This window comes from Amycolatopsis kentuckyensis (assembly GCF_041679295.1).
Lineage (GTDB): Bacteria > Actinomycetota > Actinomycetes > Mycobacteriales > Pseudonocardiaceae > Amycolatopsis > Amycolatopsis kentuckyensis_A.
This window is the reverse complement of sequence record NZ_JBGDMD010000003.1, coordinates 162,418-186,522: the sequence shown is the minus strand read 5'-3', so window position 1 is coordinate 186,522 and position 24,105 is coordinate 162,418. Positions and strand designations below refer to the sequence as shown.

Here is a 24,105-nt window from a genome sequence, read left to right as displayed (position 1 = left end):
CCGGGGTGACGGCCTAGCATGGTCGCCCTTCGTGGGCCTTCATGACACTGCCGCCCCCGGCTTCCCCGGAACCGCGAAGCGATGACAAAGGGACGCGCCTTCGAGCGCCGGTTAGTGACCACTCCGCCCTCGGTTCCCTCGCCTCCGCCTGGCTCCCGCTGACCACCGCGAGCAGGAAGACGACCACGTTGTCGCTGCAAGACCAGCCGTTGTTCTTCGTCGGGATCGACTGGGCCGCCGCCGAGCACGCTGTGTGCGTGCTCGGCCAGACCGGCCGAAGTGTCACCGCCTTCACCGTCGAGCACACCGCCGCCGGGTTCACCCGGCTGGCCACCCGACTCGGCAAGCTGGGTGACGCCGACCGCATTCCCGTGGCGATCGAGCGCCCCGACGGGCGGCTGGTCGACGCCCTGGCCGAGGCCGGACATCCCGTGCTGCCGGTCAAGCCCACCGCGATCAAGTCCTGGCGCGAGAACGAGGTGCCCTCCGGCGCGAAGTCCGACCCCGGCGATGCTTACGTGATCGCCGACTACCTGCGCGTCCGCTTCCACCGGCTGCGTCCGGCCGCGCCGTTGTCCGGCCACACCAAGGGCCTGCGCGCTGTGGTGCGCACCCGCGGCGACCTGGTCGAGACCCGTGTCGCGGTAACCAACCAGCTCGCCGCACTGCTGGATGCCCACTGGCCCGGCGCCAAGGCCATCTTCGCCAACATCGAGTCCGCGATCGCGCTGGCCTTCCTCACCCGATACCCGACCGCGGCCTCGGCTGCCCACCTGAGCGACAAGCAACTCGCCGCGTTCTGCTCCCAGCACGGCTACTCCGGCAAGAAACCCGCCGCCGTCCTGCTGGCCCGCCTGCGCTCGACTCCCGCCGGCACGCTCGATCCCGTGGTGTCCGAAGGGATCCGCGCCGCAGTACTGGCCCAGGTCGACGTGCTCACCGCCCTCAACGCCGCGATCAAAGACCTCGACCGCGCCACCGCCGAGCGGATGGAGGCCCACCCTGACGGCGCGGTGTTCCGTTCCTTCCCCCGCGCCGGCACGATCAACGCGGCCCAGATTCTGGCCGAGTGGGGCGACGCCCGCGAAGTGTTCGACCGTCCTGACGCGATCGCCGCGCTGTCCGGGATCACCCCGGTCACCAAGGCTTCCGGCAAACACCGCGGCGTGTCCTTCCGCTGGGCGTGCAACAAACGCCTGCGCGTGGCCATCACCACCTTCGCCGCGAATAGCCGGTTTTCCAGTCCCTGGGCAGCCGGGATCTACGACCGGGCGCGGGCCTCGGGCAAGGACCACCCGCACGCCACCCGCATCCTCGCCCGCGCCCGGGTGCGGGTCATGTGGCGCTGCTGGCAGAACCGAACGTCCTACGACCCGGCGCTGCACGGCGGTGCCCAACGGCAGCTCAATCAGCAGGTCGCAGCCTGATTCTGCGCCCGAGGTTGACACAAGGGGTGTCATGAGCGCTCCTCGGCGTCGTCGTAGAACACCCACAGCTTCGCGGTCTTGAAGACGATCGCCGTGACGATGGCGATCACTGCCAGCAGCACCCAGGCCATCGCGGACGCGTAACCCATGCGGAAGTCCTGGAAGCCGACCTCGTACAGGTAGAGCGTGTAGAACAGGTCCGCGTCGGCCGGTCCGCCGCGGCCGCCGCCGATCACGAAGGCCGGCGTGAACGCCTGGAACGCGTGGATGGCCTCCATCACCAGGTTGAAGAAGATCACCGGCGACAGCATCGGCAGCGTGATGTGCCGGAACCGGCGGAACGCGCCGGCGCCGTCGATCGCGGCCGCCTCGTGCAGCTCCGCCGGGATCTGCTTGAGCCCGGCCAGGAAGATCACCATCGGCGCGCCGAACTGCCAGACCCCGAGCAGCACGATCGAGGCGAGGCTGAACCGCGGGTCGTCCACCCAGCTCGGCGTGTGCCAGCCGAAGGAGGCCAGCACGTCGTTCACCGGGCCGCCGCCCATGAACAGCGCCCGCCACACCAGCGCCGCCGCAACGCTCGCGCCGAGCAGCGACGGCGCGTAGAACGCGGCCCGGTAGAAACCGCTCGCACCGCGGCGGGTGTTGAGCAGCATGGCCACCAGCAGCGACACGGTGAGCTTCAGCGGCACCGAGACCAGGACGTAGATCAGCGTCACCTTCACCGACTGCAGGTAGCGGTCGTCGTCGGTGAACATGTGCGCGAAGTTGCCGAGGCCGACCCACTTCGGCGAAGTGAACAGGTCGTAGTCGGTGAAGGACAGGTAGAGCGAGACGACCATCGGGCCGACGGTCAGCGCCACCGCGCCGAGCAGCCAGGGCGTCAGGAAGGCGAAGGCCTCCGGCTGGGTGCGGCGGCGCCCGGCCGGCCGGTCCCGCGCGGCCGCCTCCGTGGCGACCGGCGGGTCCGGCGTGCGCAGGGTCGTCATCGGCTAGCCCAGCGCCTTCTCGGCTTCGGACAGGAACCGGTTCACCGCGTCGTCGATCCCCATCCGGCCGAACGCGACCTCTTCGTAGGTGCGCTGCAGCAGCTTCTGGATCGAGCCGGCGCCCTTGGGCGGGACCGGCGGCGCGGCCCCGAGCTTCGGCTCGAGCGCGGCTTCGTAGTCGTAGAGCGTCTTGTCGGCGCCCTTCGCGGACGTCGCGAGCTGAGCGCGGACCTTGAGGTTCGGCGCGAGGCCGCGGTCGGTGCCGACGATCTTGCCCACTCCCGCGTCGTTGACCAGGAAGTCGACGAGCTTCGCGGCCGCCTCCTGCTGCTGGCTGCGCGCGGACACCGACAGGAACATCGACGGCCGCCGGTACTGCCCGAGCTCACCGCCCGCCGCCGTCGGGTACGGCGCCACGTTCAGCGGCTTGCCGTTGGCCTTCTGGTAGGCGGGCAGCAGGTTGTCGTAGGCGAATTCGGAGCTCGTCAGCTTCTTGCCGAGCGGGGACTGCTCGGGCGAGGTGTTGTAGGACGCGGTGACGTCGGCCGGGGACGCGCCCTTGCTGTCGCGGAACCTGCTCGCGAGCTGCCAGTACCGGCGCAGGTCGTCGGCGGCGAAGCCGAGCTTGCCCTCGGGGGTGTAGAACTGCTTGCCCTGCTGGCGCAGCCAGATCTCCAGGGTGGTGTCGAGGATGCCGAAGTCGGTCGTGCCGCGGGCGGCGCCGGCCGCGCTGACCTTCTGCGTCGCGTCGGCGTACTGGTCCCAGGTGAGGCCCTTCGCCGGGTCCGCGCCGGCCGCGGTGAACGCGGCGGGGTCGTAGAGCATCGCCGGGGTGTTCTGCGCCCACGGCACGGCGTACCGCTTGCCCTGGTACACGCCGGTGGCGGCGAGCTCGGGGTTGACGTCGGCGAGCGAAACCGACTTCCCGGCGCCCTGGTTCAGGTCGGCCAGGACACCCCGGCCGCCGTACTCGGCCAGGTAGCGCGTGTCGACGTTGAGGACGTCCGGCGGCTTCCCGCCCGCCGTCTGCGTCGCCAGCTTCTCCCAGTAGGCGGCGTACGCCGAGAACGACGTCTGCAACTTGATCTTCGGGTTCTTCTGCTGGAACAGCTCGACGGCCTTCTTGGTCAAGTTCGCCCGGCCGTCACTCCCCCACCAGACGAAGGTGATCGTCACGTCCCCGCCGTCGCCGGAGTCCGAGCCGCACGCGGCCACCCCGGTCAGCAGCAGCGGCACCACCGCGGCCAGCGCGACGAGGGTCCGCCGCTGTCTTGTCCGACGCATCGAGCTCTCCGTTCTCAGCCGGTCAGCACTTTTCTGAAAACGCTGTCAGCGCGCTCACGGTAGGCAGTGCGCGTGGCACGTGTCAACGGGCGAATCGGAGCAATAACCCTTGTGCAGCAACATCTTTGGCATCGCGTGGGCAGCCCGAGAAAGCGCTTACAGCAACCGGGTGGACGCGGGAGCTGCCAGCGCTGGGGCACCGGGGGTGCTACCCGGTGCGTTCCGCGCCCGGGCGGACGGCGCTCGCCCACGGGACGCCGATCTCGGAGAACAGCGCCAGCCGGTCCGCGGCGACGGCGACCTCCTCGCCGATCCCCCGGACCACCGGGTGCCGGCTCGCTCCTTCACCCGCCGTGCGGATCCAGCCCGCCGGGATCCGCGCCGGCGAGGGCGCGTCCCGCACCGCTTCGACCACCGACGCGAACGCGCGGGTGGCCGGCAGCGGGGCGAGCAGCGGCACCCCGGCCGGGTCGCGGTGGTGGGCGACCAGGTTGCGCAGCAGGTCCACCGGCTCGCCGAGGTGGACGCGCTCGTCGTCCAGCTCCAGCCGGTGGCTCTTGTACCAGAACTTCGCGCGGCCCTTCTTGCCGTGCACCACGACGTACGGCTCGTGGTCCTGCTCGGCGCACAGCGACGCGGCGACGACGATCTCGGGCCCGCGGTCGAAGCGGATGCGCAGGCACGCGGTGTCGTCGGCCTCGATGTCCCGCGTGCCGTACAGCTCCAGGGCGATCTCCGCCGGGTCGCGGCCACCGACCCCGCCGACGAGCAGCGCGGTGGCGACCGCGTGGGAGAACGGGTTGGTCAGGGCGCCGTCGACGACGGCTTCGCCGTCCAGCCACCGGCGGCCCGCCCAGGGGTTTCGGCGGTAGTAGGCGTCGGTGCGGATCCACGCCCCGGCCGCGCCGACGCCGGCGATCTCGCCGAGCCGGCCCGCCGCGATCGCCGCCCGCAGGACCGGCAGCGCCGGGGACCCGAAGCTCTGGAACCCGGTCTGGCACGCCGCCCCGTTCTCCGCGGCCAGCCGCGACAGCGTCCGGAACCCGGCGAGGTCGAGCACCGGCGGGGTTTCCAGCAGCAGGTCGCCGCCCGCCCGCAGCACCGCGCCGCCGACCCGGACGTGCGCGTGCGGCGGCGTCGCGACCACGGTGATGTCGGGACGGCAGCGGCGGAGCAGGTCGTCGACGCCGACGTGCGCGGTGCCGCCCTCGGGCAGCAGGGCGATCGCGGCGGCCGAGGGCACCCGGATGTCGGCCATGCCGGCGAACCGCACGAGGCCTTCGTCGTGCAGGATGCGCGCGCGGTGCAGGTAGCTGAACGCGTAGCCGGACGTGCCGACCACCGCCAGCTTCGGCGGGTCCGCGACGGTGCGGCGCCTGCTCCCCGACATGGGTCTCCGATCGGCGCGGCCGGTTCCGGCCGGGCGGGAACTGACGAATGGGCAGTTCGGGAGAAACTTCCGGTGGTCACGGTAGGGCGTTCGCGACAAGTGTGTCAATGTCCGCCGGCACTCTTCGAATTCGTCGAAAACCGGGTACTCCGAACGGCGGTGGCCGGTTCGAGTAAGCGCTTACTCGATCCGGCCGCGCCACTCAGATCCGGCCGGTTCCCGCGCCCGCGGTCACCGTCGCCTTGACCGTCGAAGTCGGCTCCAGCGTGAAGGAATACGGTGCCTGCGTCAGGCTTCCGGTGCGGGTGATCTTGTTCGTGCAGCCGCCGAAGGAGTTGCCCGACTCGTTCAGGTAGCCGTCGACGTCGCTGTCGCCGGTCGTTTCCAGGCACACCTTCGTCGATTCGAAGACGTTGTTCTGGGCGAGGAACTGCGCGTTCATCCGCGAATGCACGGCGGAACCGGTGACCGAGCGGAAATAGTTGTCGTAGGCGTGCCCGGTGCCGAACCGCAGGCTGGGCAGCCGCGAGTTGACGTTCTCGAACCAGTTGTGGCTGTAGGTCACGTGCAGCTTGCCGGTGTCCTCGGCCGCGTTGTTGTCGCTGTGCCCGACGAGCGAGACCTTGTAGTGGTCGTGGAACTTGTTCCAGGACACCGTGATCCCGTCGGCGGCGTGGCTGATGTCGAGCAGGCCGTCGTAGTAGTCCTTGCCGTGGTCGAGGTCCGACGACAGGTCGTTGTGGTCGATCCACACGCGGGTCGCGCCGCGCTGGATCTGGATCGCGTCGGTGCCGACGGCCTTCGCGATGGCCAGGTTGCGGATGATCACGTTCGACGACTTGTCCACGGCCAGCCCGCCGCCGGTGAAGCCCGACCCGGACCCGACGCCGAGGATCGTCTTGTTGGAGCCGATCTTCACCAGCGTCTTGTTCGCCAACGTGATCTTCCCGCTCACCCGCACCGTGCGGGCCGTGGCGTCGGCGACGGCGCTGGTGAACGCCGACGCCGTCGTGACCGTGACGGTTTCGCCGCCGGCGCCACCGGTCGTGCCGGCCGCGAAGCCGACCGGGGAGTTCTCGTAGGCGTGCGCGACCCCGGTGGGCACGGCGACGGCCATCGCAGTGGCGACGGCGGCGGATCCGAAAACGCGCAGGGACTTCCTGGTCATCAGGCACCTCGAAGGGGGTGGGGACCCGCGCCCCGGGAGCGGGGAACACGGCGGAGACTCCGTTCTACGATTTGCAGCAAAACCCGGTCAACGCTTTGCAGGATTTTCAGCGCAAGACCGGCCGAATGGCCCTGCGACGCCCGGATCCCCGCTGCCGCAAGGCGATCCGTTGTTGACAACGCTGCCGGGCGTTTCCATGATGTGGCGGAAGCCTGCCGAGGAGTAGCCGTGAGCGTGACCATTCACGACGTCGCCCGCCGGGCCAACGTGTCGATCTCGACCGTGTCGCGCGCGTTCACGTCCCCGGACCTGGTCCGCCACCAGACCCGCAGCCGGGTGCTGGCGGCCGCGAGCGAACTCGGGTACCACGCCGCCGGCGCGCCCCAGCCGGTCGCGCGCACCGGGCACCTCGGGATCGTGGTTTCGGACCTCGGCAACCCGTTCTTCACCGGCGTCCTCGACGGGGTCCAGGCCCGCGCGCGCCAGGACGACGTCGCCGTGCTGTTCGCCAGCAGCGACCAGGACCCGGCGACCGAGCAGAACCTGGTCCGCCGGATGGCCCGCCAGGTCGACGGCGTGGTGCTGGGCAGCCCGAGCATGACCGACGACCAGCTGCGCGCGCTGGCCGGCCAGACGACGCTGGTGCTGCTCAACCGCGAGGTGCCGGGGATCCCGTCGGTCGTGATGGACGCGGCGGACGGGATGCGCCAGGCGATCGAGCACCTGGCCGCGCTGGGTCACCGCCGGTGCGCCTACCTCGGCGGGCCCCGCGCGTCGTGGGCCGACCGCGCCCGCCGTCAGGGCCTTGCGGAAGCGGCCGAGCGGCACGGCACGGAGGTGGTCGAGTTCGGCCCGTTCCCCCCGGTGTTCGAGGGCGGCCTGCAGGGCGCGGACCTCGCCCTGGCCGCGGACGTGACGGCGATCGTCGCCTACAACGACCTGGTCGCCTTCGGGGCGCTCGCCAGGCTGAACGCCCGCGGTGTCCCGGTCCCGGACGAGATCAGCCTGGTCGGTTTCGACGACCTGGTGTTCGCGGCGATCTCGGCACCCCCGCTGACGACGATCGCGATGCCGACGGAGGCGGCGGGCCGCGCGGCGGTCACGATCCTGCTCGACCTGCTGGACGGCGACGCGGCCGAGCGCACCGACCAGGTGCTCGACACGTACCTGATCGTCCGCGCCACCACAGCCCCGCCGGCGGGCTAGCCCCCGAGGACGTGCCGGTCCAGGAACGGGTTGCGGAACTTGCCCGCCGGGTCGAGTTTCCCCGCCAGCGCCCGGAATTCGGCCAGCCGCGGGTACTCGCCGCCGACGGCGTGGAAGAGCTTTCCCCAGTGCGGCCGGGCCCCGAACGGCGCCAGGCGCTCCTCCAGCACCGGGAGCACCGCCTCGACGTCGGCCTGCCGCGGCTGCCACGTGAAGTGCAGCGCCACGCGGTCGCCACCGTGGCACGGGCTCAGCCACAGCTCGTCGCCCGCGATCGCGCGGATCTCCGACACCAGCAGCACCGGCGCCAGCAGCTCGCCGAGCTCGCGGACCGCGCGGATGGCGGCCACGGCGTCGGCGTAGGGCACGAAGTACTCCGACTGCAGCTCGTCCCCGACGCTCGGGGTGAACGCCAGCGCGAAGTGCGGCAGCCGCTCGTGCCACGGGCCCGGGATCCCGAGCTGCGGCGTGCAGTTGTCCGCCGGGATGCCGGCCGCGTGCGCCGGGTGGCGGGGACCGTCGGCCGGCACCGCGCCGAACAGCCCGGGCCGCGCGGTGAACGCGTCCACGCGGCTCTTGACCCACACCTGGTCGATCGTGTCGTTCGCCCAGTTCGTGAACAGGCTGACGCTGTAGCCGGCGTCCTCGATCTCGTCGAAGTGCCGGTACGCGGCGTCCCACGGCAGGGCGTCGAAGACGTCTTGGCGGACGTCGAACGCGGGCACGACGTCGAGCGTCAGCCGCGTGACGACGCCGAACGCGCCGAGGCCGACGACCACCCCGGCGAACTCCGGGTCGGCGCGGGTGACCGTCCGCAGCTCGCCGTCCGCGGTGACCAGTTCGACCGCCGAGACGGCCGCGGCGAGCCCGGGCTGGCGGCGGCCGGAGCCGTGGGTGCCGGTCGCGACGCTGCCGGCCACGGTGATGTGCGGCAGCGACGCGAGGTTCGGCAGGGCGAACCCGGCCGCGTGCAGCTGCCCGGCGAAGTCGCCGTAGCGCGCCGACCCGCCGACGGTCACGCTGTCGTCGTGGAGCTCCACCGGGACGTCGAGCGCGCGCAGGTCCAGCAGGACGCCGCCGGGCGAGTCCGCGATGTCGTTGAAGCAGTGCCGGCTGCCCAGCGCCTTGACGCGCGACGCGCCGGCGACGGCCGCCCGCACCTCGTCGACCGTGCGCGGGGCCACCACCGCGTCCGCGGTGTAGGCGTGGTTGCCCGCCCAGTTCGACTCGCCCAATGTCCCTCCACAGTGCCGGATAATCCCCGCCTTCGACCCTACGCGGCCGCCTCCCGCCAGAAGTCGCGCATCCACTCCGGGGGAACCGGGTTGTCCTCGCCGACCTGGGTCAGCAGCACCGCGGCCGTGCCGGTCGAGGGGACGACGTGGGCGGTCGTGCCGGTGCCGCCGACCCAGCCGTAGCGGCCGGGGACGGTCCACGGTCCGCCGGCGGCGACGTCCACCGCGCCGCCCATCCCCCAGCCCTGGCCTTCCAGGAACAGCGCGCCGATCTCGCGCTGGGCCGCGGTGGTGTGGTCGGTGGTCATCGCGCGGACCGACTCCGCGCTCAGCACGCGCCGGCCGTCCGGGGCGGCACCGGAAGCGAGGAGCATCCGGCCGAAGGCCACCCAGTCCCCCGCCGTTCCGGCCAAGCCGCCGCTGCCGAGCGGCAACGCCGGCATGGTGCTCCACTGGCCGTCCGGCGGATCGGCGAGGACGAGCCCGTCCGCGGTTCTCTTGTAGAAGGTGGTGAACCGGTCGCGCCGGTCCGGGCCGACGACGAACCCGGTGTCGGCCATGCCCAGCGGCGCGAAGATCCGTTCCTCGAGCAGGTCCGGCAGCGACCGGCCGGACGCGCGGGCGGCGAGCACGCGCTGGATCGTCGAACACGTGTCGTACAGCCACGCCTCGCCCGGCTGGAAGGCGAGCGGCACCTCGGCCAGCCGCGCCGGCCAGACGTCCGGCGACGGGAAGCTCTGCACTTCGCGGCCGTCGCCCTGCACGGGGAACAGCGCCTGCACCGCGGGGAGCGTGAAGTCCGACGCGAAGCCCCAGCCGGCCTGACCGGTGAGGACGTCGAACACGGTGATCGGCCGCTTCGCCGGGACGACGTCGTCGACCGGGCTCGACGGTGTCCGCACCACCTTCGGGTCCGCCAGCTCGGGCAGCCACCGGCCGATCGGGTCGTCGAAGGCCAGCGTGCCGTCGTCCACGAGCGTGAGGACCGCGGCGGCGGTGATCGGCTTGGTGATGGAGGCGATCCGGAACAGCGTGTCCTCGGCCATCGGCCGGCTGCCCTCGACATCGACCGCGCCGACGGCCACGACTTCGCGGACACCGGCCCGGTCCACGATCGCCACCGCGCCGGGCAGCGTGCCCGCGTCGACGTGGCGTTGCAGGGTTTCGCGCAGGCTCATGATCCTCCCCAGGGTCTCCTCGCCCGCACGATAGTCAGCGGGCGGGGATGATCGCCTGATGGGTGCCGCCGAGGCCGTGCGGGCTGAGCAGCCGGCCCATCCGCTTCGGCATCCGCAAGGTGATCGCGCGATCGAGGACGCGGGCGCCGGGTGCCGCGGTCGCCAGCCGCTGCTCGTAACCCGTGCAGCCGGCCGGTTCCCGCAGCCACGCCGAGACGACCAGGTTGCCCTCCCCCACCACCGCGGCCGAGAGCCGGGTCTCGGGCAGCTGCGCGATCGCCGTGCCGGCGCGGTCCAGGTCGCCGGCCGCGATGTCGAGGCGGTAGCCCGCGATCACCGGCCAGCCGGCCGGGACGTGCGCGAGGTCGCAGCGGAAGTCGAGCTCGTGGTTGCGCAGCATCCGCGCCAGCGTCCGGCGCACCGCCGACTCGCTCATCCGGCAGTCACGGGCCAGCTCGGCGTAGCTGCGCCTGCCGTCCGCGCCCAGGGATTCGACCAGCGCGCGCACGTCGCGGTCGTCCCACTGCTGCGGGACGACCAGCCGGGCCTGCACCGCCGTCTTGTCGAGCACGGCCCGCTGCTCCGGGGCCAGCGCGTTCACCAGCCAGCCGCTGCCTTCGCGGTAGACGCGCGTCGCGACGGCGAACCGGACCTCGCGCACCCCAAGCAGGGCACCGACGCGGCCGGTGACCAGGGCGTCCAGCGCGTCGAGGTCACGGGCGGCCAGCGAGAGGAACAGCGAGAACCGGCTGGTCGTGCGCTCGACGCTGAACACCGACGGCCAGGCGCACAGCTCGCGGGTCAGCTCGGTCAGCGCGTCCGGGCGGCAGGCCAGGTCGACGTAGCCGACCGTGGTCGTCGGGGCGGTGGCGTACGCGGTGAGCCAGGCCAGCCCGGCGGCCTGCAGCCGGTCCCAGCGGCGGGCGGCCGTCGTCGCGTCGGTGCCGACGGCGGCGGCGATCCGCGTCCACGGCGCCCGCGGGTCGCGCTGCAGCGCCTCGACCAGCGCGAGGTCCGACCCGGTCAGCCGCGCCGGTTCCGGCTGGGCGGCCGTGGGAACGGGCATGGCGCATTGTGCCCTGATCATGATCACCTGCCAAGGGGCCGCCGGGCGCGCCGGCGGCCCCGGCCGTCCTTACCGGCGCCGCAGCCGCGGCACCACGACCGCCCCGGCCACCAGGACCAGGACCCCGCCGAGCACGAACGGCAGCACCGGTACGGCACCCGGCTCCGCGGCCGGCACCGCGCGCTCGCGGCCGCCGTAGCCGCCGCCCGCGCCGTCGCGGTCGTAGGCCGAGCCCGGCAGCTTGTCGGCGTACCGCTGGTGCAGCTGAGCGCGGTAGTCGGCGAGTGCCAGCTTCGTCCCCGTGGCGAGGCCGGTGACCGAGCCGTCCAGCACCGTCACGGCGTCGCCGTGCACCGCGTACCAGGCGTTGACCTGCGGTTCGTGCAGGAGGTACCCGCCGGCCGCGGCCTCGGCGTACTTGCGCTCGTAGTCACCGGACGCGACGTTCACGACGGTCCAGGCCGCGCCCTGCCGCTCGGCCCAGACGGTCGCGGTCGTGCCGTCGCCGGTCCGCGCCGGCACCGCGACGTAGGCGAGCGCGGCCGGGACGTCCGAGGTCCCGGCGACGAACGCCGCCGTCGGTTCGTAGACCGCGACCTGGGTGCGCGCGTCCGCGTTCGCCTGCGAAGCCGCCGCGGCCGCGTGGGCACCGGGGAACTTCGTCTCCGCGAGCCGCTCGAGGGTCTGCTTGCCGCCGGTGACCTGCCCGATCGCGGCGGTGTCGGCCGCGGTCGGGGTGCCGGCGGGCCCGGTCGCCGCACCGGCGGCGCCGGCCGTGGCGAGCATCGCGGCGCCGGCCAGCACGGCCGCGCCCAGCGTTTTCTTCAGCACGCTCATCCCTCGATCCCGTACAGCGTGTGCGTCCACTGGAACTGGTTGTTCGAGCGGTAGGTGTCGTAGTTCATCGAGTTGTAGCGGCTGTTGTTCGGCCACGGGTCGCCGTATTCGACGCGGGTCGCGCCGCCGGAGTTGTCGTAGCCGTAGAGGACGTGCATGTGCCCGCCGCCGGAGCGCCAGCCGATGCGGGTGCCGATCGGCTGCCCCGCGTCGATCTGGTTCTTGATGGTGGTGAAGGAAAGGACCTGCCCGTTCGAGTTGTACGACCCGACGTTCGAAAAGCCGAGCCAGCGGAACACCCGCTGCTGGTCGGACAGGTAGCCCTGGTTGTTGGCGCAGTCGCTGCCCGACTCGTTGTGGGCGACCTGGCAGAACTTGGTCTGGGAAAGCGAATAGCCCCAGTAGTCGGCGATCGTGTTGCCGCTGGCGTCCCAGCACCACTGGTCCTTCTGCTGGGCCTGCATGCTGATGCCGAGATCGGTCCGCGCGGCGGCCGCGGTGGCGGGCGCCTGCAGCGCGACGACGGCCACCGCGGCCGAAATCGTCGCGAGTCCACGCAGGACTCCTGAAGTGGTTTTCACGAAGTGGTCCTCCAGCCGGTGAGGATTCGACCTGGTGGCGAGAAATACTCCGCGCACGCCCGGTGCCGGCGGTACCTACTAAGGGAGGATCACGTTGGGAGGGAACGGTTTCCGGCGGATCCCGGCATTTCCCGGGTGCCGGATTCCGGCATCGGCTCCGGCCCGCCGGACGGATTCCGGCGGGCCGGGCGGTGCCGGGCGGAGGTCAGCTCACCGTCGTCGTGCCGAGGGTGGCGTCCTGGTCCGGCGGGTCGAGCGTCAGGGCGACGTCGAACTCGCCGAGCCCGCTGTCGGTGACGACGTGGGTGGTCGCCGCGGCGTCGACGCTGCTGGTCGCCTCCCCGGCCGGGGTGCCGGCGGGAACGGTGAAGTCGACCTGGCCCTGGGCGGTGAACTTCAGGCTGCCTTCGGCCGGGACGGGCGTCTCCGGGATGGGCAGGTCGATCGGGATGGCGACCGACTGGCCGGCGATCGCGACGTTCACCTGCGACTTGATGGTGCCCGAGACCTTCGTCGCGCCGACGAGGCGCAGGCCGTCGCCGGCCGCCTGCCCGGCGTCGACGTCGAGGCTGAACGGCACCGAAACCGGCGTGCCCGCCGTGGCGGTCGCGGGGATGTCCGCCTTGACCACGACGGTGACCTGCTGGTCGCCGATCAGCGGGAAGCCACCTTTGTAGGTGAGCGTTTTCTCGGCCGCCGCGGCGGGTCCCGCGGAAACCACGGCCACCGCGCACGCGAGCAGCGCGGCGAGCCCGATTCCCCGGAACCGCTTTTTCCGCACGAGGGTTTCCGTCATGTCTGGTCCTTTCGTCGTTGAACGGCGTTTCGGATGCTAGGCGGAAACTTCCCAACCGGCCAATGCGCTTTCCGGTGGCCGCGTAATTTGTCACGTGCCGCGGTGCGAACGGCTTTGTTTTTTGTCACGTGCCTTTTCCGGGATGACAATTTTCCGAGGCCGCGCACTCACCCGCGTCAGCACCGCGAGAGCGCGGGTGTAGTGCCGGTGTAGGGGGCACGCGCAGGGTCTGCCGAGTCGGAACCCCGTTCCCCGAGGGAGAAGTGATGCGCACGATCTACCCGGCGGCCACGCTCGCGGCCGCCCTGCTCGTCGGCGGCGCGACCGTCGCTTCGGCCGCGCCGGCCGACGTCTACGCGGAGGTGACCGCCGCCGACATCGCCGACCCGGGTGCGGTGATCGCCGACTCGCCGGCCGCACTCGCCGCCGCCCGCACAGCCGCGCAGGCGATCGCGTGGTATTCGAGCCGCGCCGGCAGCACGGCGTACCAGGGCTACTGCGAAAAGGCCGCGCGCCTGGCGTGGAACCGCACGACGCACCACCCGAGCGCGATCGAGCACTGGCGCTCGTCCGACGGCGCCCGCCACACGACGGGCACCCCGCCGAGGGGCGCGTTCGTGTTCTGGAACATCTCGGCGTACGGCCACGTCGGCATCGCGGACGGCAGCGGCGGAGTCTGGGCGACGAGCGTCAACGGCGCGATCGGCCACGCCCGGCAGGGCTACTTCGCGAACTACCTGGGGTGGAAGCCGGGCAACAGCAACTGACCGAACCGACGTGAATGACTCATTCCTGTCGCCAGGCGACAGGAATGAGTCATTCACTACATCGCCGCCGGAGTCCTCGCCCGCCGGACCTGGTCCAGCAGCTCCAAACCCGTCGTCTCCCCTTGCCGGTTCCCGGTTTCCCGGAACACCCGCAACGCGCGATCGCACACCCCGCGCGCCTGGATCCGCTCCCCCGCCGCCAGCAACGTCTGCCCGATGCCCAGCAACGCGTACGCGCTGCACCGCTCGTCGTCGAGGTCTTCGAGGATGCCCAGCGCCGATCGCAGGCACGTCAACGACTCCGGCAGCCGGCCCCGTTCGCGGTGCAGCGTCCCCAGCTCGGTCAGCACTTTCGCCTCGCGATGGGGATCCTCGATCTCCCGTGCCAGATCACGGGCTTGCCGCAGCCAAGAATCGGCTTCCTCGAACGAACCCAGCAACGCGTACGTCGTCCCCAGCGAGTTCCGCAGCTGCGCGACGCCCCGGCGGTCGCCTGCCCGTTCCAGACCGGCGAGGGCCCGGCGGTAGCACTCCAGTGCCTCACCCGGCCGGTCGCCGATCCGCGCCACCGTGCCCAGGCCGGCCACCGCGAGGGCTTCCCCGCGCACGTCGCCCAGCGAGGCGAACAGCGACGCCGAGCGCTCCATGTCGCGGACGGCCTCCGGGTATTCGTCGTGGTACAGCCGAACCTGACCGAGTCCCCGGTGCAGGACCGCCGCGCCGAGGCGGTTGCCCGCCGCCTCGGCCGCCGCCAGCGCCGTCAGGTGGCTTCGCCGCCAGTCGTCGTACGCGCCGCGCAGGTCGTAGAACGGGACTGCCGTCGCCGTCAGCTGCCAGGCCAGCTCGTCGAGGCCGGCGTCCGCGGCCAGCTGGACCGCGGCCGCCAGCAGCTTGCGCTCCGCGGTGAACCAGCCGAGCGGGTCGGCCGGCCCGGCCATCGCCACGGGCGGGCCGACCGGCGGCCCGGTCATCGCGCCGAACGCCGGCGGCAGGCCCGCCGCCGCGGCCTTCGCCAGCGCCAGCAGCACCGTCAGCACCCGGGTGAGCGCGTCCCGCCGCACCGCGATCGGCTCCGCGGCCAGCAGTTCCGCCGCGTGGCAGCGCAGGAGGTCGTGCAGCCGGTACCGCGGCCGGCCCCGGGAATCCCGGCCCACCAACGCGACGAGGTTCGCGTCGACGAGCACGTCGAGGACCTCGTGGGCGTCCGCGCGATCGAGGAGCGCGTCGACCACCCAGCTCGGGAAGTCCTGGGCACCCAGCACGGCCGAGCGGCAGAACGCCGTCCGCGCGGCCGGCGGCAGCTGACGCAGGCTGAGCTCGAAGCTCGGCCGGACGCCGAGGTCGCCGACGCACAGCTCGTTCAGCCGGCTCGACTCGTCGGCCAGCCGCTCGTGCAGCGTCCGCAGGCTCCACGCCTGCCGCCCGGCCAGCCGCGCGCCCGCGACGCGGATCGCCAGCGGCAGGTAGCCGCAGCAGCGCACGATCGCCGCCGCCTCGGCCGGTTCGCCGACCACCCGGTCGCCGCCCGCCACCGCGGCCAGCAGGTCGAGAGCCTCCCGCTCGCCGAACACGGGCAGCTCGACGTGCTTCGCCCCGGCCAGTTCCGGCAGCCGCCCGCGGGTGGTCACCAGCACCGCGCACCCGGCGTCCCCGGGCAGCAGCGGGCGGACCTGCGCGGCCGTCGCGGCGTCGTCGAGCACCAGCAGCACGCGCCGCCCGGCCAGCCGCGAGCGGAACACCGCGGCCCGCTGGCCGGGCCCGGCCGGGACGGTGTTCCCGGTGACGCCCAGGGCGTGCAGGAAGTCGGCGAGCACCTCGGCCGGGTCGCGCGGCGCGCCGGTGCCCGCGAGGTCGACGTACAGCTGCCCGTCGGGGAACCGGCCGGCGAGGCGGTGGGCGACGTGCATGGCCAGCGCCGTCTTGCCGGTCCCCGGCGCCCCGGTCAGCACGACCGGCGCGGGGCCCAGCGCGGTTTCCAGCTCCCGCACGTACTCCGCGCGGCCGGTGAAGTCGGGCAGGTCGGCGGGCAGCTGACGCAACGGCGCCGGAACCGGCGGCGCCACCGGATCGTCGGCGAGGATCGCCGTCTGCACGGCCCGCAGCTCCGGCCCGGGTTCGACGCCGAGTTCGGTGACCAGCCGTTCGCGAGCCGTCGAGTACGCCCGGAGCGCTTCGGCCCGGCGGCCGGCGCCGGTCAGCGCGAGCAGGTACTGCCGCCAAAGCCGTTCCCGGTAAGGGTGTTCGGCGAGCAGGACGGTGAGCTCGGCGATCGCCGCGTCGGGCCGGCCCAGCCGCACCTGCAGCGCGAGCCGTTCCTCGACGGCGGCCAGCCGGTTCTCGACGAGCCGCCCGAGCTCGGCGTCCCACGCGGCTGCCGTCGGCAGGTCCTCGAGGGGATCGCCGCGCCACAACGACTCCGCCTCCGCGAGCAGCCGCAACGCCGTCTCGGGAGCGTCCGCGCGCGCGGCGTCGGCGACGAGCCGGGCGAACCGGTGCGCGTCGACGTCCCCCGGGTCGACGACCAGCGAGTAGCCCGGGCCCCGGGTGCGCAAGGCGTCCTCCGGCAGCAGCCGGCGCAGGCGCCACACGTAGGTCTGCAGGTTGGCGGTGGCCGACGTCGGCGGTTCGCCCGGCCAGATCGTGTCGACGAGCTGGCCCGGTGAGACTGTCCGGTTCGCGTTGAGCAGCAGGTGGGCCAGCAGCACCCGCTGCTTCGTCCCGCCGAGCGGCACCGGCCGGCCGTCGACCGTCACGGTCAGTGGTCCGAGCAGGTGAAACCGCACTTCAGGCCCCATCGCGCACCCCGTTCCCGCGGCCGCCCCCAGGCGGCGCCCAGTGGCCGGACTGTAACCGGGGGTGGCGGGGCCCGGGCGGGATTCACCCACTTTCGAGACAGCGAGCCAGAACATGTCACCCGCTGCGCCGGACAGCCCACGACGAAAGTCGCGTTTTGGATCAACCGACTATCGGCGGGTTCCGGAGATTCACCCACAGCGGTGACGGTAGGTGCGTCCTTCACCACATGTCACCGCGAGGCCTTCGGGTCCGCGACAGGAGGTTGATCCTAAGTGCGAATCGCGCGAACCGGCGTAGTCGTCTCCGGCGTTTTGTTCTCGGCCCTCGCGGCCGCGGCGCCGTCCCTGGCCGCCCAGCCGGCCATCATCGACGGCGGCAACGCCGGCTCGCTCCACTCCGCGGCCCGGATGTTCGCCGGCGGCCAGGAGATCTGCTCGGCGACGATCATCGCGCCGGACTGGATCCTCACCGCTCGCCACTGCACGCAGGGCGCCGGCGGCAAGCCGATCAGCTTCCACGTGGGCGACCTGGACCAGACGAAGGGCACCACGGTCAACGCCACCTCCGTGCACGAGGCGCCGGACTCGGACATCGCGCTGGTGCAGATCGACCAGCAGGTGCAGACCGAGTACGCGCCGCTGGGCAGCGAGGGCGACGTCAAGGTGGGCGACCAGGCCGAGGTCTACGGCTGGGGCGCGACGTGCACCGACAAGCCCGAGATCGAATGCCAGTCGCAGCTGCTGAAGGTCGCGAAGGTGAGCGTGACGTCGATCGACTGCCCGGACGGCGCGGCGGGCGTTTCGGTGTGCGCGAACCGCGGCGACGGCATCACGGCGGGCGGCGACTCGGGCGGCCCGATGTACGCGAACGGCAAGCAGGTCGGCGTCGCCTCGACGAGCGACCGGCAGTCCTATACCGCGTACATCAACATCACGAAGTACCGCGACTGGATCTCCTCGACCGCCGGCGTCTGAGCCGTCCCCGGCGCGCCCGCCCGAGTCCACAGTGGACCCGGCGGGCGCGTTCGCGTGGCCGGGCCGGCGGCGCGGGAGTAGCGTCCCCGTGCTGTGGGTGAAGTCCTCGAAGCGCTCGCGCTGGCCGGGTCGATGACCTGGGAGATCCTGTGGGCCCTGATCCTCGGGTTCCTGCTGAGCGCCGTCGTCCAGGCGGTCGTCCGGAAGTCGACGATCGTGCGGCTCATGGGCGACGACCGGCCGCGCACGCTCGCCGTGGCGTCCCTGCTGGGCGCGGCGTCGTCGTCCTGCTCCTACGCCGCGGTCGCGCTGGCGCGGTCGCTGTTCCGCCGGGGCGCGCACTTCACCGCCGCCATGGCCTTCGAGATCGGTTCGACGAACCTGGTCGTCGAGCTGGGGATCATCCTGGCCCTGCTGATGGGCTGGCAGTTCACCGCGGCCGAGTTCGTCGGCGGGCCGATCATGATCGTGCTGCTGGCGGTGCTGTTCCGCGTGTTCGTCCGCCGCCGGCTGCTGGAAGAGGCCCGCGAACAGGCGGAGAAGGGCGTCGCCGGGTCGATGGAGGGCCACGCGGCGATGGACATGTCCGTCCAGGGCCCGGGCACCTTCCGGCAACGGCTGTTCTCCGGCGTCGGCTTCACGGCGGTGGCGCACGTGTTCGTCATGGAGTGGGCGGCGATCCTGCGCGACCTGGTGATCGGTCTCCTGATCGCGGGCGCGGTCGGCGCGTGGGTCCCGGAATCCTGGTGGCGGACGCTGTTCTTCACCGACCACCCGGTCGCGTCGGCGGTCTGGGGGCCGATCATCGGCCCGGTCGTCGCGATCCTCGCGTTCGTCTGCTCGATCGGCAACGTGCCGCTGGCCGCGGTGCTGTGGAACGGCGGCATCAGCTTCGGCGGCGTGGTTTCCTTCATCTTCGCCGACTTGCTGATCCTGCCGATCCTGAACATCTACCGGAAGTACTACGGCGTACGGATGACACTGGTGCTGCTCGGCACGTTCTACGCGGCCATGGTCGGCGCCGGGTACGTGGTCGAGCTGCTGTTCGGCGTCACCGGGCTGATCCCGGCCGAGCGCTCGGCGACCGTGATGCGGGAAGGCGTGTCGTGGAACTACACGACCTGGCTGAACATCGCGTTCCTGGTCTTGGCCGGGGTCTTGGTGACGCGCTTCCTGCGCACCGGCGGCGCCGGGATGCTGCGGATGATGGGCGGCGCCCCCGACCACGGCTGACCAGCGGTGTTGCACCCCAGACGAGAGTGAGTGTACAGTCACTCACATGACGAAACGCGGTGCCACCCTCTCCACCTCCGACGCCCGGCGGGACGTCGTCGTCGACGCGGCCATCGCCGAGTTCGCGCGGGCCGGATACCACAGCACGCCGATCAGCGCGGTCGCCGCCAGGGCCGACATCTCCCCCGCGTACGTCTTCAAGTTGTTCCCCGGCAAGGTTTCCCTCTTCGTCGCCGCGCTCGACCGGTGCTACGAACTCGTCGCGCACGCGCTCTCGAACGGCGCCGCCCGCGCCGACGGCGGCGATCCCGAGAAGATCCTCTACGAGATGGGCGGTGCCTACGCCGAGCTCATCGCCGACCGGAACCTGCTCATGCTGCAGGTGCACGCCCAGTCCGCCGCCGACACCCCCGAGATCGCCGACGCCGTGCGCCGCGGGCTGGCGAAGGTGACCGAACTGGCCCGCCGGCGCTCCGGCGCCCCCGACGACCAGGTGCAGCGGTTCATCGCCTACGGCCAGCTCTGCCACCTCATCGCCACCCTCGACCTCGACGAACGCACCGGCGACTGGGCCGCGGTCCTCGCGGCCGGCATCCGTCACCCCGGCAAGAACTGATCCACGCCCGACCCGCCCTTTTTCCCGCCCATTGAGTGATTGACCAGTCACTCACACCCGGAAGGATCCACCATGACCGTCACCGAAATCGTCCTCCCCGGCCTCGTCGAGCCGGCCGGCCTGCGCGTCCAGCACCGCGAGATCCCCCGGCCCGGCGCCGGCGAGGCCCTCGTCCGCGTCGAGGCGAGCGGGGTCTCGTTCGCCGAGCAGCAGATGCGCCGCGGGAAGTACTACGACCAGCCGCCGTTCCCGTTCGTGCCCGGATACGACATCGTCGGCACGGTGCTCGAAGCCGGCGACCCCGCCCTCATCGGCCGCCGCGTGGCCGCCATGACCAAGATCGGCGGCTGGAGCAGCCACCTCGTCCTCGCGGAAGCCGACCTCGTTCCCGTGCCCGGAGAACTCGACGCGGCCGAGGCCGAAACCTTCGTGGTCAACGGCATCACGGCGTACCAGATGCTGCACCGGTGGGCGAAGGTGCCGGCCGGCGGCACGATCCTCGTCCACGGCGCGAGCGGCGGCGTCGGCACCACGCTCGTCCAGCTCGCCCGCGCCGCCGGGATCACGGTGATCGGGACCGCGTCGGCCCGCAACCTCGACGTCGTCACCGCACTCGGCGCGACCGCCCTCGACTACCGCGGCGACGTCCCGGCCCAGGTCCGCGCGCTGGCTCCCGGCGGGGTGGACGCCGTCTTCGACCACGTCGGCGGACCCGGCATCGTGGACTCGTTCCGGTTGCTCGCCCCCGGCGGCACCCTGGTCGCCTACGGCAGTGCGTCCACAAAGGACGACGCCGGCAACTCGCGGCTGCCGGTGCTCAGGCTCTTCGCGCGGCTGCTGTGGTGGAACGCCCTGCCGAACCGGCGGCACGCGCACTTCTACAACGTCTGGGGCGGCAAGCGGAACCTCACCCGGTTCCGCGCGCGGCTCGCCGACGACCTGACGGCCGTGTTCGCCCTGGCGGCGAAGGGAGACCTCAAGGCGCAGGTGGCCGCGCGGATCCCGCTCACGGACGCGGCGAAAGCCCTGACGCTGGCCGAATCCGGGACGGTGACCGGCAAGGTCGTGCTCGTCCCCTGAACGCACCGAAGGCCACCACGCGACCGTGCGTGGTGGCCTTCGGGCTTGGCGGATCAGTCCGTGCCGAACTCCATCGCGGCGTTGTCGAGCAGCTCGACGTCGTCGGTCTTGCCGCGCGAGGCGATCACCTCGGCGCCGCCCTCCGGCATCGCGCCGATCAGACCGGTCGACGCGGCCTGGGCGGCGCCGATCAGCTTCGGGTTCGAGCCGCCGACCATGCCGAGGCTCGCGTACTGCTCCAGCTTCGCGCGCGAGTCGGCGATGTCGAGGTTGCGCATGGTCAGCTGGCCGATCCGGTCGACCGGGCCGAACGCCGAGTCCTCGGTCCGCTCCATCGACAGCTTGTCCGGGTGGTAGCTGAACGCCGGGCCGGTCGTGTCGAGGATCGAGTAGTCCTCGCCGCGCCGCAGCCGCAGCGTCACCTCGCCGGTGATCGCGGTGCCGACCCAGCGCTGCAGCGACTCGCGCAGCATCATCGCCTGCGGGTCCAGCCAGCGGCCTTCGTACATCAGCCGGCCGAGGCGGCGGCCCTCGTTGTGGTAGCTGGCGAGGGTGTCCTCGTTGTGGATGGCGTTGACGAGCCGCTCGTAGGCGGCGTGCAGCAGCGCCATGCCGGGCGCCTCGTAGATGCCGCGGCTCTTGGCCTCGATGATCCGGTTCTCGATCTGGTCGGACATGCCGAGCCCGTGCCGGCCGCCGACGGCGTTGGCCTCCAGCACCAGGTCGACGGCGGTGGCGAACTCCTTGCCGTTGATCGTCACCGGCCGGCCCTGCTCGAAGCCGATCGTGACGTCCTCGGTGAGGATTTCGACCTCGGGGTCCCAGAACGCGACGCCCATGATCGGCTTGACGATCTCGATCCCGGTGTCGAGGTGCTCGAGCGACTTGGCCTCGTGCGTGGCGCCCCAGATGTTGGCGTCGGTCGAGTAGGCCTTCTCGGTGCTGTCCCGGTAGGGCAGCTCGTGCGCGAGCAGCCACTCGGACATCTCCTTGCGGCCGCCGAGCTCGGTGACGAAGTCCGCGTCGAGCCACGGCTTGTAGACGCGCAGGGAGGGGTTGGCCAGCAGGCCGTAGCGGTAGAACCGCTCGATGTCGTTGCCCTTGTAGGTGGAGCCGTCGCCCCAGATCTGGACGTCGTCCTCGAGCATGGCGCGCACCAGCAGCGTGCCGGTGACCGCGCGGCCGAGCGGGGTGGTGTTGAAGTAGCTGCGGCCGCCGGTGCGGATGTGGAACGCGCCGCACGTCAGGGCCGCGAGCCCCTCTTCGACGAGGGCTTCCTTGCAGTCGACGAGCCGCGCGATCTCGGCGCCGTACTGGCCGGCCCGCCCGGGCACCGACTCGATGTCGGGCTCGTCGTACTGGCCGATGTCGGCGGTGTAGGTGCAGGGGACCGCGCCTTTGTCGCGCATCCACGCGACCGCTACGGAAGTGTCGAGGCCACCGGAGAAGGCGATACCGACACGCTCGCCGACGGGCAGGGAAGTGAGCACCTTGGACATGCGAATGATTATGCACGCCCATGCATCGTCGTGCAATCCGGGGGGTGCGCGGCGTCACGAAACCCCGTTGACGTGCGTGGTTCGGTGATCCCATGGCCGTTATCGACACTGCGCTCGTCCGGCGCCTGCTGCGCGGCCAGTTCCCGGAGTGGGCGGACCGGCCGATCACTCCCCTGGCCTCCGGCGGCACGGTCAACGCCGTGTACCGCCTCGGGGACGACCTGACGGTCCGGCTGCCCCGCACCGCCGAGGACGTCGCAGGAGAGCGGCGGATCCTGAGCGTGCTCGGCGGATTGCCGGTCTCCGTTCCGGCCGTCGCCGCGCTCGGCGAACCCGCCGAAGGCTTTCCGCGGCCGTGGGCGGTGCACCGCTGGCTCGACGGCGAACCGGCGGTCGAAGGCGCTCCGGCCCGCGGACTCGCGGAGTTCGTCACAGCGCTGCGAGCCACCTGCGCGGACGGGCCCCCGGCCTACCGCGGCAAGCCACTGTCCTCGGTGGACACCGGGGTCCGCCGGGCGATCGACGAGCTGAGCCGCACCGGCGAGCCGTTCGACGCGGACGCGGCCCTCGCCGCTTGGACCGCGGCGCTCGAAGCTCCACAGTGGACCGGACCGCCGTGCTGGGTCCACTCCGACCTGATGCCGAGCAACCTGCTGCTCGACGACGGCCGGCTCACCGGGGTCCTCGACTGGGCGACGGCCGGCCTGGGCGACCCGGCCTGCGACCTGATCCCCGCGTGGAACCTGCTGACCGCCGCGGACCGCGAACCCTTCCGCGACGCCGTCGGCGCCGACGACGCGACCTGGGCCCGCGGCCGCGGCTGGGCGCTGGCGATGGCCGTGATCCAGCTGCCGTACTACCGGCACACCAACCCGGTCATCTCCGCCAACGCCCGGTACGTGCTCAGCGAGCTCGGTTGCCGACCGGCTCCCCGAAGCGCCACAGCACCGCGTGGGCGTTCTGACCGGGCACCGCACACGAGCCCGTGACCTCCCAGTCGTTCAGCCCCTTCGCGGAGCAGGTCCCGCCCTCGGGCACCGGCAGCCGCAGCACCCGGCCGGCCCGGTCCCAGACGAACGGGGTGTGCCCGCCGTCCTCCCCGAGCACGGCACCCGACCGGCTGACGGCCGTGACCCGGGACGGCCCGCCCGGGAGGACGGTGAGCGTGCCCGCCGGGTCCCAGCGCGCGATCCGCGTGGTGGAGTCCTTGTCGCGCACCTCGCCGACGATCGTCCCGTCAGCGGTGATGGCCAGCGCGTCGCTGGAATCCCAGGTGGTGTCGAGCACCGTGAGCCGGCCCGTCGAGTCCCACTTCGCCGCGTGGGCGCCGGTGCTGCCGACCACGGTGCCGGCGTTGTCGAGGTCGTGCAGTGAACCGCCGTCGGTCAGCGCGACGGCGTTGCCCGCCGGGTCCCAGTACGTGGACTCGCTGATCACCGCGCCCGCGTCGTTCATCGCCCGGACCCGGCCGAGGCCGAGCACGGTCGCCCGGCCCGAGGTGTCCCACCGCACCGCGGCGTCCGGGCCGGGCGCGCCGTACGCGGTGCCGGCGACCATGCCGCTTGCGTTGATCGCGACCGGCGTGGACCACGGGTAGCCCGGGAACCCGGTCGGCTGCTCCAGCTCCGCCGGCACGCCGGAAGCGTCCCAGCGGGTGGCACGCCCGGTGGTGACGTGGTTGGTCGAGTCCCCGATCGCCACCCCGGCCTCGTTCACCGCGGTCGCCTTCACCTCGGCGTAGCCGTCGAGCGGCCGCAGGTCGCTGATCCGGCCCGCCGCGTCCCAGCGGGCCCCGTGGACGGCGAACGCCTTGTCGTACGCCTCGCCGAACACGACCCCGTGGCCGGTCACCGCCAGCCCCGAGCTGGTCAGCCCGCCGGGCAGCGTGCCCAGGTCGATCGGGCCGGTCACCTCGTCCGCACTCGCCGGGACGGCGGTCAGCACCGTCAGCGCCGCCGCCGTCGCGAGAACACCTCTGAACAT

At 72.3% G+C, this 24,105-nt stretch carries 21 protein-coding genes; 8 read left to right on the top strand and 13 right to left on the bottom strand.

What is annotated here, in order from left to right; genetic code table 11:
• The first annotated feature begins 188 nt into the window (after positions 1-188).
• Entirely contained in the window at positions 189-1,427 is a 1,239-nt protein-coding gene (locus ACERZO_RS12560) for an IS110 family transposase (RefSeq protein WP_372664777.1), read from the top strand.
• A 29-nt stretch (positions 1,428-1,456) separates the two neighbouring features.
• Here the strand turns inward: ACERZO_RS12560 and ACERZO_RS12555 are convergent, their stop codons facing one another.
• From ACERZO_RS12555 to ACERZO_RS12540, 4 genes are all read right to left on the bottom strand, one after another.
• Positions 1,457-2,416, bottom strand: a complete 960-nt coding sequence (locus tag ACERZO_RS12555) for a carbohydrate ABC transporter permease (protein WP_372664776.1) — start codon at positions 2,414-2,416, stop codon at positions 1,457-1,459.
• Between the two features lie 3 nt (positions 2,417-2,419).
• Positions 2,420-3,700 (bottom strand): ABC transporter substrate-binding protein, encoded by a 1,281-nt coding sequence (locus tag ACERZO_RS12550; protein WP_372664775.1) that lies wholly within the window; start codon positions 3,698-3,700, stop codon positions 2,420-2,422.
• Positions 3,701-3,908: 208 nt separating this feature from the next.
• Entirely contained in the window at positions 3,909-5,090 is a 1,182-nt protein-coding gene (locus ACERZO_RS12545; protein WP_372664774.1) for a Gfo/Idh/MocA family protein, read from the bottom strand.
• A 202-nt stretch (positions 5,091-5,292) separates the two neighbouring features.
• Complete coding sequence (locus ACERZO_RS12540) at positions 5,293-6,258, bottom strand: pectate lyase family protein (RefSeq protein WP_372664773.1); 966 nt, start codon at positions 6,256-6,258, stop codon at positions 5,293-5,295.
• Between the two features lie 228 nt (positions 6,259-6,486).
• Between ACERZO_RS12540 and ACERZO_RS12535 the strand changes: the two genes are divergently transcribed.
• Positions 6,487-7,464 carry a LacI family DNA-binding transcriptional regulator gene (locus ACERZO_RS12535; RefSeq protein ID WP_372664772.1) on the top strand — a complete coding sequence of 326 codons (978 nt, stop codon included), beginning with the start codon at positions 6,487-6,489 and terminating at the stop codon, positions 7,462-7,464.
• Here ACERZO_RS12535 and ACERZO_RS12530 read toward each other — a convergent pair.
• The 6 genes from ACERZO_RS12530 to ACERZO_RS12505 form a co-directional block, all read right to left on the bottom strand.
• Positions 7,461-8,699, bottom strand: a complete 1,239-nt coding sequence (locus ACERZO_RS12530; protein WP_372664771.1) for an FAD-binding protein — start codon at positions 8,697-8,699, stop codon at positions 7,461-7,463. The genes ACERZO_RS12535 and ACERZO_RS12530 overlap by 4 nt on opposite strands.
• A gap of 38 nt (positions 8,700-8,737) precedes the next feature.
• A complete protein-coding gene (locus ACERZO_RS12525; RefSeq protein ID WP_372664770.1) occupies positions 8,738-9,877 on the bottom strand; it encodes a serine hydrolase domain-containing protein in 1,140 nt (379 codons plus the stop codon).
• A 34-nt stretch (positions 9,878-9,911) separates the two neighbouring features.
• Positions 9,912-10,943, bottom strand: coding sequence for an Lrp/AsnC family transcriptional regulator (locus ACERZO_RS12520; protein ID WP_372664769.1), 1,032 nt, complete (start codon positions 10,941-10,943; stop codon positions 9,912-9,914).
• Between the two features lie 69 nt (positions 10,944-11,012).
• Positions 11,013-11,780 carry a hypothetical protein gene (locus tag ACERZO_RS12515; RefSeq protein WP_372664768.1) on the bottom strand — a complete coding sequence of 256 codons (768 nt, stop codon included), beginning with the start codon at positions 11,778-11,780 and terminating at the stop codon, positions 11,013-11,015.
• Positions 11,777-12,361: a papain-like cysteine protease family protein gene (locus ACERZO_RS12510; protein WP_372664767.1), complete on the bottom strand. Its 585-nt coding sequence runs from the start codon at positions 12,359-12,361 to the stop codon at positions 11,777-11,779. Before ACERZO_RS12510 ends, ACERZO_RS12515 begins: the two co-directional genes overlap by 4 nt.
• Before the next feature lie 205 nt (positions 12,362-12,566).
• Positions 12,567-13,157 carry a DUF6801 domain-containing protein gene (locus tag ACERZO_RS12505; RefSeq protein WP_372664766.1) on the bottom strand — a complete coding sequence of 197 codons (591 nt, stop codon included), beginning with the start codon at positions 13,155-13,157 and terminating at the stop codon, positions 12,567-12,569.
• Positions 13,158-13,423: 266 nt separating this feature from the next.
• Here ACERZO_RS12505 and ACERZO_RS12500 point away from each other — a divergent pair, with 266 nt between their 5' ends.
• Positions 13,424-13,924: a hypothetical protein gene (locus tag ACERZO_RS12500; RefSeq protein ID WP_372664765.1), complete on the top strand. Its 501-nt coding sequence runs from the start codon at positions 13,424-13,426 to the stop codon at positions 13,922-13,924.
• Between the two features lie 56 nt (positions 13,925-13,980).
• Here the strand turns inward: ACERZO_RS12500 and ACERZO_RS12495 are convergent, their stop codons facing one another.
• Positions 13,981-16,719 (bottom strand): AfsR/SARP family transcriptional regulator, encoded by a 2,739-nt coding sequence (locus ACERZO_RS12495; RefSeq protein WP_372664764.1) that lies wholly within the window; start codon positions 16,717-16,719, stop codon positions 13,981-13,983.
• Between the two features lie 273 nt (positions 16,720-16,992).
• On the opposite strand from ACERZO_RS12495, the gene ACERZO_RS12490 reads away from it, so the two are divergent.
• The 4 genes from ACERZO_RS12490 to ACERZO_RS12475 all read left to right on the top strand — a co-directional run bounded on the left by ACERZO_RS12490 (position 16,993) and on the right by ACERZO_RS12475 (position 20,623).
• The gene (locus ACERZO_RS12490; protein ID WP_372664763.1) at positions 16,993-17,694 is read left to right on the top strand and encodes a S1 family peptidase; all 702 of its coding nucleotides are present in this window, start codon (positions 16,993-16,995) and stop codon (positions 17,692-17,694) included.
• Between the two features lie 93 nt (positions 17,695-17,787).
• Positions 17,788-18,927 carry a permease gene (locus ACERZO_RS12485; protein WP_372664762.1) on the top strand — a complete coding sequence of 380 codons (1,140 nt, stop codon included), beginning with the start codon at positions 17,788-17,790 and terminating at the stop codon, positions 18,925-18,927.
• A gap of 46 nt (positions 18,928-18,973) precedes the next feature.
• On the top strand, positions 18,974-19,543 hold the full coding sequence (locus tag ACERZO_RS12480) for a TetR/AcrR family transcriptional regulator (RefSeq protein ID WP_372664761.1): 570 nt from the start codon (positions 18,974-18,976) through the stop codon (positions 19,541-19,543).
• A 72-nt stretch (positions 19,544-19,615) separates the two neighbouring features.
• Complete coding sequence (locus ACERZO_RS12475; RefSeq protein ID WP_372664760.1) at positions 19,616-20,623, top strand: medium chain dehydrogenase/reductase family protein; 1,008 nt, start codon at positions 19,616-19,618, stop codon at positions 20,621-20,623.
• A 53-nt stretch (positions 20,624-20,676) separates the two neighbouring features.
• Here the strand turns inward: ACERZO_RS12475 and argG are convergent, their stop codons facing one another.
• Positions 20,677-22,122 carry an argininosuccinate synthase gene (gene argG / locus ACERZO_RS12470; RefSeq protein ID WP_372664759.1) on the bottom strand — a complete coding sequence of 482 codons (1,446 nt, stop codon included), beginning with the start codon at positions 22,120-22,122 and terminating at the stop codon, positions 20,677-20,679.
• A gap of 92 nt (positions 22,123-22,214) precedes the next feature.
• Between argG and ACERZO_RS12465 the strand changes: the two genes are divergently transcribed.
• A complete protein-coding gene (locus ACERZO_RS12465) occupies positions 22,215-23,111 on the top strand; it encodes an aminoglycoside phosphotransferase family protein (RefSeq protein WP_372664758.1) in 897 nt (298 codons plus the stop codon).
• Here the strand turns inward: ACERZO_RS12465 and ACERZO_RS12460 are convergent.
• The gene (locus ACERZO_RS12460) at positions 23,026-24,105 is read right to left on the bottom strand and encodes a hypothetical protein (protein WP_372664757.1); all 1,080 of its coding nucleotides are present in this window, start codon (positions 24,103-24,105) and stop codon (positions 23,026-23,028) included. The two genes, ACERZO_RS12465 and ACERZO_RS12460, sit on opposite strands and share 86 nt — an antisense overlap.